We start from the raw sequence: 7453 nt of genomic DNA on the forward strand, positions 1-7453 counted from the left end.
GTCAGCTCGGCCCCGCCTTGTACCCGACGCCTCGGACGGTCACCACGATCTCGGGCCGCTCCGGGTCCTTCTCGACCTTCGAGCGCAGCCGCTGGACGTGCACGTTCACCAGTCGGGTGTCGGCCGCGTGGCGGTAGCCCCAGACCTGCTCGAGCAGGACCTCGCGGGTGAACACCTGCCACGGCTTGCGTGCAAGCGCGACGAGCAGGTCGAACTCGAGCGGCGTCAGGGCGATGGACTGCCCGTCCCTCTTCACCGAGTGCCCTGCCACGTCGATGACCAGATCGCCGATGGCGAGCTGCTCGGGCGCGGGCTCCTCCGACCTCCGCAGCCGCGCCCGGATCCGGGCGACGAGCTCCTTCGGCTTGAACGGCTTGACGATGTAGTCGTCGGCCCCGGACTCGAGCCCGACGACGACGTCGACGGTGTCGCTCTTGGCCGTCAGCATGACGATGGGCACGCCGGACTCGGCCCTGATGAGCCGGCACACCTCGATGCCGTCCCTTCCGGGCAGCATCAGGTCCAGCAGCACCAGGTCCGGCTTGACCTCGCGGAATACGGCGAGCGCCTTGTCACCGTCCGCGACGAACGACGGCTCGAACCCTTCACCCCGCAGCACGATGCCGAGCATCTCGGCCAGTGCGGTGTCGTCGTCGACGACGAGAACGCGTCCCTTCATATCGACATCATCCCATTTCCGTATCAGTCTCAAGGCGGCTGGTGAGATACCTCACTGACCTGCGGTGACGTCCCCGGATACCCACCGTGGACGGTCGGTGCCTGTGGGTGTCGAAATCAGACACGGATGTCACCCCCGTAGCCCCCGTCAGCCGTGCTGAACCGTACCCTGAGCGGCCCCACTCGGCCCACGGGAACGACTCCGCCCGCACCACGGCCCGCTCCGCCACAGCCGGACTCCACCCGCCGGCCACCCCGGTTTGTCCCCCCCCTGAGCATCCATCCGCCCGTTCTGCGCCCGGTCGCCCCGAGCGGCGCAGACGATGGGCGTACGAACGTGATACAAGGCCCTCGCCCACCGGCGGGCCCCTCGTGGCACGATGGCTCACGGCCCGCCGCCCCGTGAGGGGAACGGCCACTGTGACCGTGCCGGCTCGCCGAGCCGGCCGCCCCGCGACCCTTCCTCGAGGTGGACGACCGTGAACGACACTCCGGGCTGGACTTCGCCCGGATCCGCTCCCTCCGACGGCCAGGACGGTTCCGGGGTCCCCCGGCCCACTGCGCCCGGTGACGTGAACGACTCCGCCCCCCAGTGGTCCAAGGACCAGCCGCCCGCCGGACAGTGGTCCCCGCCGACCGCCCCGATCCCCGGCCAGGCGCACGGCCCCCAGCCCGGCCCGGGCTGGGGCGGCCCGCCGCCGTACGGCAACTGGGGCAAGCCCCCGGCCGCCAAGCCCGGTGTGATCCCGCTGCGCCCCCTGGGCATGGGCGAGATCCTCGACGGCGCGGTGTCGACGATGCGTACCTACTGGCGCACCGTCCTCACGATCACGGTCACGGTCGCGGTGATCTCCCAGACCGCCGACATACTCGTCCAGCGCTTCCTCGCCCCGACGCCGCCCGAGTTGAACCCGGACGCGACCCCGGACGAGGCCCTCGCCCAGCTCGGCGACTCCCTGCAGACGAGCCTGATCGCCTCGATCCCGGCGCTCCTCATCCTCATCATGGCCACCCTGGTCAGCGCCGCGCTGCTCACCGTGGTCATCAGCCGCGCGGTCCTCGGCCGCCCGGTCTCCCTCGGCGACGCCTGGCGGGAGGCCCGGCCTCGGCTCCTCCAGCTCTGCGGGCTGACCCTGCTCCTGCCGCTGATGAGCGCGGGCATCATGTTCGTCGCCCTGCTGCCCGGCCTCCTCGTCGGCTCCGTGGCCGGCGGGGCGCTCGTCGCCGTCGGCGCGCTGGGCGGCCTGGTGCTCGTGATCTGGCTGATGGTCCGCTTCAGCCTGGCCTCCCCGGCGCTGATGCTGGAACGGCAGGGCGTCATCACCTCGCTGAAGCGCTCCGCCAAGCTGGTCCAGGGCTCCTGGTGGCGGATCTTCGGCATCACGCTGCTGACGCAGCTGATCCTCTTCATCGTGGCGATGATCGTCGCCGTCCCGTTCGCGATCATCGCGTACGCCGTCGACGGTGGCGGCTTCGACAGCCTGCTCTCCGGCTCCACCCCCGAGTTCGGCTGGCCGTTCCTGATCATCAACGGCATCGGCGGCATCCTCATCAACGCGATCACGTACCCCATCTCGGCGGGCGTGACCGTCCTGCTCTACGTCGACCAGCGCATCCGCCGCGAAGCCCTGGACCTCGAACTCGCCCGCGCCGCCGGTGTCCCCGGCTACGGACCCGCCCCCGGCGACCCGGCCGGCGGGAGCTGACGGGGTGATCGAAACGGGGGGCACGATCACGACGCGGCGGCCGCTCCTGGCCGCCGACGACATACCGGTGGACCTTCCCCGCTCCCCCGCCCAGGAGGCGGCGGAGCGGGAACTGTCCAAGCCGATGTACCACGAGAACGACCCCAGCCTCCTCGAACGCGGCCTCAACCGCTTCTGGGAATGGGTCGGTGGCCTCTTGGACGCGGCCTCGAGCGCGACCCCGGGCGGCCTGCTCGGACTCGTCGCGATCGTCGTGGTCGTGCTCGCCCTGGCCGGCGCGCTCTGGTGGCGGCTCGGCACCCCCCGACGCACCCCCGCCACCGGGGACTCCCTCTTCGAGGACGGCCCCCGCACCGCCGACGACCACCGGGCGGCCGCCGCCCGGCACGCCGCCGCCGGCCGCTGGAACGAGGCCGTCCAGGAACGGATGCGGGCCATCGTCCGCTCCCTGGAGGAGCGCACCCTGCTCGACGCCCGCCCCGGCCGCACCGCCGACGAGGCCGCCGCCGAAGCCGCCCGCACCCTGCCCGCCCACACCGACGAACTCCGCGCCGCGGCCCGCTCCTTCGACGACGTCACATACGGCGGCCGCACCGCCGACGAGCCCGCGTACCGCCGCATCGAGGACCTGGACACCTCCCTGGAGCGGACCAGGCCGACCCTCGACACCGCCACCGCGGGGGCGCCCGCATGAGCCGGCCCGGCACCAGCACCACCTCGACCTCGCTCGCACCCCGCCAGATCTGGACCCGGGCCCGCGGCGTGCTCGTCCTGCTCGCCCTGGTCCTCATCGGCGGCATCGTCCTGGCGACCGTGCGCTCCGCCGACCACCACGGCCACCTCGACCCGCGCTCCGCCGACCCCAACGGCAGCCGCGCCGTCGCCGAGCTCCTCAAGGCCCAGGGCGTCACCCTCCAGGTGGTCACCACCCTCGACGAGGCCACCGGCGCCGCCGGAGCCGACAGCACCCTCCTGGTCGCCACACCGGACCTGCTGACCGACCACCAGCAGTCCACCCTGCACCGGGCCATGACCGCCTCCGGCGGCCGCACCGTCCTCGTCGGCGCCGGGGCCGCCTCCCTCGACACCCTCGCCCCGGGCGTCACCACGGCCCCCAGCACCTCGGTGAAGGCCCGCGAGCCGCACTGCGCTCTTCCCGCCGCCGTCCGCGCCGGCAGCGTCGACCTCGGCGGCGAGCGCTACTCCACCTCCGTCGACGACGCGACCACCTGCTACCCCGTCGACGACCGCCCCACCCTCGTCGCCCTGCCGACCGCCGGAGGCGGTGACACCGTCCTCCTCGGCTCCGCCGACCTCCTCACCAACGAACGTCTCGACAAGCAGGGCAACGCCTCGCTCGCCCTGCAACTCCTCGGCTCCCGCCCGCATCTCCTCTGGTACCTCCCCTCCCTCTCGGACCCTTCCGCCACCGAGGGCACCCCCGAGGGCGAGTCCCCCGACAGCACCACCGACAGCTTCTTCTCGCTCGTCCCCTCGGGCTGGCTCTGGGGCGCGCTCCAACTCGCCCTGGCCGCCGTCCTCGCCGCCGTCTGGCGAGGCCGCCGCCTCGGCCCCCTGGTGACCGAACCCCTCCCGGTCGCCATCCGCGCCTCCGAAGCCACCGAGGGCCGCGCCCGCCTCTACCGCAAGGCCAACGCCCGCGACCGCGCCGCCGCCGTCCTGCGCACCGCGACCCGCACCCGGATCGCCCCGCTCCTGGGCGTCGCCGCCCAGGACGCCCACTCCCCCGAGACCCTGCTCCCCGCGCTCTCCACCAGGCTCCCCGGAACCGGCGCGGACCCCAGGGACCTGCTCTTCGGCCCGGCTCCCGCCGACGACGCCGCACTCATCCGCCTGGCTGACCAACTCGACGCCCTCGAAAGAGAGGTACGCACCTCATGAGCGCCCCGACCCCCGAGACCGCTACGACCTCGGACAGCGCCCGCGCCTCCCTGGAGGCCCTGCGCACCGAGATCGGGAAGGCCGTGGTCGGCCAGGACCCCGCCGTCACCGGACTCGTCGTCGCCCTCCTGTGCCGGGGTCACGTCCTCCTCGAAGGAGTCCCCGGCGTCGCCAAGACGCTGCTGGTCCGCGCGCTCGCGGCCACGCTCGAACTCGACACCAAGCGCGTCCAGTTCACCCCCGATCTGATGCCGAGCGATGTCACCGGCTCACTCGTCTACGACTCCCGCTCCGCCGAGTTCTCCTTCCAGCCGGGCCCGGTCTTCACCAACCTGCTGCTCGCCGACGAGATCAACCGCACGCCCCCCAAGACCCAGTCCTCCCTCCTGGAGGCCATGGAGGAGCGTCAGGTCACCGTCGACGGAACACCCCGTCCCCTCCCGGACCCGTTCCTCGTCGCCGCGACCCAGAACCCGGTCGAGTACGAGGGCACGTACCCCCTCCCCGAGGCCCAACTGGACCGCTTCCTGCTGAAGCTGACGGTCCCGCTGCCCTCCCGGGACGACGAGATCAACGTCCTGACCCGGCACGCGAACGGCTTCGACCCCCGCGACCTCAAGGCCGCCGGAGTCCGACCGGTCGCCGGCCCCGCCGAACTCGAGGCCGCCCGCGATGCCGTCGCCAAGACCTCGGTCAGCCCCGAGATCGCCGGCTATGTCGTCGATATCTGTCGTGCCACGCGTGAATCCCCCTCGCTCACCCTCGGCGTCTCCCCCCGAGGTGCCACCGCCCTGCTCTCCACCGCCCGCGCCTGGGCCTGGCTCACCGGCCGGGACTACGTCACCCCCGACGATGTGAAGGCCCTCGCGCTCCCCACCCTCCGCCACCGGGTCCAACTGCGCCCGGAGGCCGAGATGGAGGGCGTCACCGCCGACTCCGTCATCAACTCGATCCTCGCCCACGTCCCCGTACCCCGCTGAGAACGGCGCCCCATGGCCCTCACCGGACGCACCGCACTGCTCGCCGCCCTCGGCTCCCTCCCCGTGGGCCTCCTCGCCCCCAGTTGGACGGGGATCCTCGCGGTGAACGCGCCCCTCACACTCGCAATTCTGTGCGACTACGCGATGGCCGCGCCAGTGCGAACGCTGCGGTTCACCCGAAGTGGTGACACAACAGTTCGACTGGGTGACGGCGCCGAGGTCCAGCTCACGGTCACCAACCCGTCCCGCCGCCGCCTCCGCGCCCAACTCCGCGACGCCTGGCCGCCCAGCAGCTGGCTCCCCGGCACCGAACAGGCCGCCTCACGCCAGAAGTTGACCGCCCCCGCGGGCGAACGCCGCCGCCTCACGACGTCGCTGCGCCCCACCCGGCGAGGCGACCGCCACGCCGCCCGCGTCACCGTCCGCTCCTACGGCCCCCTCGGCCTGGCCGCCCGACAGGGCAACCACACCGTGCCGTGGACGCTCCGCGTCCTGCCCCCGTTCACGAGCCGCAAGCACCTGCCGTCCCGACTGGCCCGCCTCCGCGAGCTCGACGGCCGCACCAGCGTCCTCACCCGCGGCGAGGGCACGGAGTTCGACAGCCTCCGCGAGTACGTCCCCGGCGACGACACCCGCTCCATCGACTGGCGGGCCACCGCACGCCAGACCACCGTCGCCGTCCGCACCTGGCGCCCCGAGCGCGACCGACACATCCTGATCGTCCTCGACACCGGCCGCACCTCGGCCGGCCGCGTCGGAGACGTCCCCCGCCTCGACGCCGCGATGGACGCCGCCCTGCTCCTCACCGCCCTCGCCTCACGCGCCGGCGACCGCGTCGACCTCCTGGCCTACGACCGCCGCCTCCGCGCCCAGGTCCAGGGCCGCTCCGCCGGCGACGTCCTGCCCGCCGTGGTCAACGCCCTGGCCCCACTGGAGCCGGAACTCGTGGAGACGGACGCCCGCGCCCTCGCGGCGACGGCCCTGGCCCGAGCCCCACGCCGCTCGCTCCTCGTCCTCCTCACCAGCCTCGACGCGGCCCCGATCGAGGAGGGCCTCCTCCCGGTGCTGCCTCAGCTCACCCAGCGCCACACGGTCCTCCTGGCCTCGGTCGCGGACCCGCGCACCGACGAGATGACCACGCACCGCGGCACGATCGACGGCGTCTACGAAGCCGCGGCCGCCACGCAGGCCCAGGCCCAGCGCCACCGCACGGCGGACCAGCTCCGCCGCCACGGCGTCACGGTCGTCGACGCCACCCCCGACAACCTGGCCCCGGCCCTGGCCGACGCCTACCTGGCCCTGAAGGCCGCCGGCCGCCTCTGAGCCGAACGGACCGGTGGCCGGCGCGGAGAGAATCCCGCACCGGCCACCGATCAAGCGTGGTTCACCTGCCCGGATCAACGGAACACGACGGAAGCCTCTCCGGCCGCGGCGCTGAAGGACCCCGGGCACAGGAACGAGCCCGAGACCTTGCTAGCCGTGAACGGCGTGTTCACGTACTTCCTGGTCGACCCGTCACGGTTCCAGACGATGTTCGTCGCCTTGTAGCGACAGGACACGAACGACTGCTGCCCAGTGATGTCGATGACGTCGGTCCGCGCGGTACCGGCGGCGTCGTCGAAGGTGAAGGCCGGGTTGTTGTTGAGCGAGGCGGAGATACCGCCGCCGCAGGTCAGATTGCCGCCGGGCTTGTTGATCGTGGCCCGGTCGACGGTGAGCGCGCTCGGCGGATTGGCACTGGAACTGGCATTGGTCCAGCTGCAGGTGTTCCCCGAGACGACGATGACGCCGTCGACCTTGAGGTCGGCGGCGTCGGCATACGCCGTCGTGGAAGCACCGATGCCGGCCGCGATCACCAGCGCGGCCAATCCGGACAGTAAGGGGGTGTACTTCATGTCGGTCGCTCCTCCTTGCCACAGCACTGTGGGTGGGGGGAACCCAGGCCGCTGGGTGAGCCGCCCGGGTTCGGAGTGCGCCACGAGGGTGACACAGCGAGCCTGACATGTCATGACCACATCAATCATTGGCCGAAAACAGCCTGAACGCAAAAATGCCTCAACCCCCGGACAAGGTCCGGGGGTTGAGGCTAAAAATTGTTCGGCGGCGTCCTACTCTCCCACAGGGTCCCCCCTGCAGTACCATCGGCGCTGAAAGGCTTAGCTTCCGGGTTCGGAATGTAACCGGGCG

At 72.3% G+C, this 7453-nt stretch carries 7 protein-coding genes and 1 rRNA gene; 5 read left to right on the forward strand and 3 right to left on the reverse strand.

The window, feature by feature from the left end; genetic code table 11:
* Position 1: 1 nt before the first annotated feature.
* A complete protein-coding gene (gene mtrA, locus ACWCO8_RS29500) occupies positions 2 to 679 on the reverse strand; it encodes a two-component system response regulator MtrA (protein ID WP_362011954.1) in 678 nt (225 codons plus the stop codon).
* Between the two features lie 478 nt (positions 680 to 1157).
* Between mtrA and ACWCO8_RS29505 the strand changes: the two genes are divergently transcribed.
* Genes ACWCO8_RS29505 through ACWCO8_RS29525 form a run of 5 tightly spaced genes read left to right on the forward strand, consistent with a single transcriptional unit; the run spans position 1158 to position 6589 of the window.
* Positions 1158 to 2384, forward strand: a complete 1227-nt coding sequence (locus ACWCO8_RS29505; RefSeq protein ID WP_451034801.1) for a DUF7544 domain-containing protein — start codon at positions 1158 to 1160, stop codon at positions 2382 to 2384.
* A 4-nt stretch (positions 2385 to 2388) separates the two neighbouring features.
* Positions 2389 to 3078, forward strand: a complete 690-nt coding sequence (locus ACWCO8_RS29510) for a DUF4129 domain-containing protein (protein WP_451034802.1) — start codon at positions 2389 to 2391, stop codon at positions 3076 to 3078.
* Positions 3075 to 4286: a DUF4350 domain-containing protein gene (locus tag ACWCO8_RS29515; protein WP_451034803.1), complete on the forward strand. Its 1212-nt coding sequence runs from the start codon at positions 3075 to 3077 to the stop codon at positions 4284 to 4286. The genes ACWCO8_RS29510 and ACWCO8_RS29515 overlap by 4 nt, the downstream gene beginning before the upstream one ends.
* A complete protein-coding gene (locus ACWCO8_RS29520; RefSeq protein ID WP_451034804.1) occupies positions 4283 to 5266 on the forward strand; it encodes an AAA family ATPase in 984 nt (327 codons plus the stop codon). Before ACWCO8_RS29515 ends, ACWCO8_RS29520 begins: the two co-directional genes overlap by 4 nt.
* Positions 5267 to 5278: 12 nt before the next feature.
* Positions 5279 to 6589, forward strand: coding sequence for a DUF58 domain-containing protein (locus ACWCO8_RS29525; protein ID WP_451034805.1), 1311 nt, complete (start codon positions 5279 to 5281; stop codon positions 6587 to 6589).
* A gap of 74 nt (positions 6590 to 6663) precedes the next feature.
* Here the strand turns inward: ACWCO8_RS29525 and ACWCO8_RS29530 are convergent, their stop codons facing one another.
* Both ACWCO8_RS29530 and rrf read right to left on the reverse strand, forming a co-directional pair.
* Positions 6664 to 7161: a hypothetical protein gene (locus ACWCO8_RS29530; protein WP_451034806.1), complete on the reverse strand. Its 498-nt coding sequence runs from the start codon at positions 7159 to 7161 to the stop codon at positions 6664 to 6666.
* 200 nt (positions 7162 to 7361) lie between these two features.
* Positions 7362 to 7453, reverse strand: a 5S ribosomal RNA gene (gene rrf / locus ACWCO8_RS29535); the annotation flags it as partial.

Source organism: Streptomyces sp. NPDC001927, assembly GCF_053594455.1.